The organism is Priestia sp. BR_2 (assembly GCF_041954005.1).
Lineage (GTDB): Bacteria > Bacillota > Bacilli > Paenibacillales > Paenibacillaceae > Paenibacillus_AQ > Paenibacillus_AQ lautus_A.
This window is the reverse complement of the sequence record NZ_JAVFHM010000300.1, coordinates 1-2,033: the sequence shown is the minus strand read 5'-3', so window position 1 is coordinate 2,033 and position 2,033 is coordinate 1. Positions and strand designations below refer to the sequence as shown.

The 2,033-nt window shown below is 36.1% G+C and carries 1 protein-coding gene; it reads left to right on the top strand.

Annotated elements, in window-relative coordinates; all coding sequences use genetic code 11:
• Positions 1–1,870 (top strand): NPCBM/NEW2 domain-containing protein (locus RB298_RS25595; RefSeq protein ID WP_486049153.1); only part of this gene is annotated, 1,870 nt, incomplete at its 5' end.
• Positions 1,871–2,033 lie beyond the last annotated feature (163 nt).

Here is a 2,033-nt window from a genome sequence, read left to right as displayed (position 1 = left end):
TTTAAGTTCGTTATCTCCAGATTCGGATGACAGTTTTTATACGTCTTACTGGAATGATGAGAAATTTACTGATGTGCATGGCAAAACAGTAAATGATGGAGTAGGCCTTCATGATGATTCTGCTTATGCAACCTATAATGTCGCTGGAAAAGGCTACTCTTCTTTCCAAGGGAAAGTCACTCTTGATTCTCGATATGTAAACGGTGATTATGGTAAATCTGTAGTTGGTTTTTATGCAGATGATCGTTTACTATACGAAAAGCCTTTGGCTAAAAGTAGCGGTGTCGTAAGCGTAAATGTGAAGTTACCTAAAAATATAAAAGATTTTTCAATTGTCGTCAAAGAAAAAAGTGGAAGTAAAGGGCAACATTTTATTGTTGTACAAGACGGCCAATTTATTAAAGGCGGTTCTTATTTAAGTGTTCCTTACTCTTCATATAGTTCTCTTGTAACCATAGGGGATTCTAGCTCCGAACGTTATCACAGTACAGATTCTTACAATGATTTACAAGATATTAATGGTAACCTCATTACGAATGGATTTTCTTTAGACACATCCTACAATACGGGAGGGTTAAGCTATTCAACATTCTCTATTGAAGGTAACGGCTACAATACTTTAGAAACATCTATTTCTCTTGATGCAAGATACGTAAATGGTGATTGGGGTAAGTCTGTGGTAGGTATTTATGCAGATGATTATCTTCTTTACGAAAAAGAATTTACGTCTAAAACATCGATTCAAAAAGTGAAAGTGTCTATTCCCAAAGGTACACACCATTTAACTCTTCTAGTGAATCAAATTAATGGTGCTAAAGGAACGCAAGCAGTAACATTTAGTCAGCCTGTGGTATCAAAAGTGGGTTCATCTTACAAATCGGTTCCATATACAGCTTTGCCATCTACAATTGGTGCTAATGATAGTAACAGAGCATGGGAAACAAATTTATCACGGTTTGGAGGAATCATTCGATTCTCAAACGGAACGTTAGGAACTTCGGGATTAATTTTTGAAAGTGATTATTACGGTAGTGCTTACACTACTTACAATCTTTCAGATGCTGGAGTAAACTACTTTAAAGCAAAATTAGCGTTGGATTCTGCATACCTTCAAGGCGACTATGGGTCATCCACCATTCAGCTTTTAGCAGATAATAGAGTGCTTTATTCACAGGCTCTAACAAGATCAACAGGTATTGTAAATGTAGGTGTGCAAATCCCTTCAAAAACTCAGGAATTTAAAATCTTAGTTAAGCAAAAGAAAGGAGCAAAAGGATATCATAACGTTGTGTTAGGCAACGCAGTATTCCAAAAGCTACCGGTTTCAGCTAAACTATCCGCTTCTCGTGTATCTGTTGCTAACAACTACAACCAAAACGACGTTGTAACGGTGAAGTCATTAGCTAAAGGCGATGTGATTAAAGTTTATAATACTAAAGGCGCTTTATTAGCTACATCTAAACCTGTTACCTCTAACTATACGAAAGTAGCAATTAAACAATTAGGCACAGCTAAAGGAAACGTCCTTGTATCACGCACAACATCAGGCGTTTTAGAAAGTGACCCTGTCTCTGTTCCTTATGCAGCAGAGCCTGTTCCATCTCCTTCTGTGGCAGCCAAACAAATAACGGTTGAAAATAACAAAAACAAAAACGATTTAATTACAGTAAAGTCTTTAAGCAAAAATGATATTATCAAAGTTTATAATTCAAAAGGAAGTCTGATTACGACTTCTAAACCTGTTGCATCTAACTACACCAAGATCTCTATTAAACAGCTTGGTACAGGAAAAGGAAATGTACTGATTTCTAGAATTAGCACAGGTAAAGTAGAAAGCGCTAAAACTTCTGTTGCTTATAAAGCAGAATAAAGAAAAGCCGGAACATGTGAAGTTTCACATGTTCCGGCTTTTTTATTAGCCTACCGTTAGAATACGATACGGACTATATTTACCTTTTGGACTTTTAATAATAATACTAATTCTTGTCTTGGCTGCCTGCGGTTTAATTGCTACATTAAAATTTCCTTTTCTA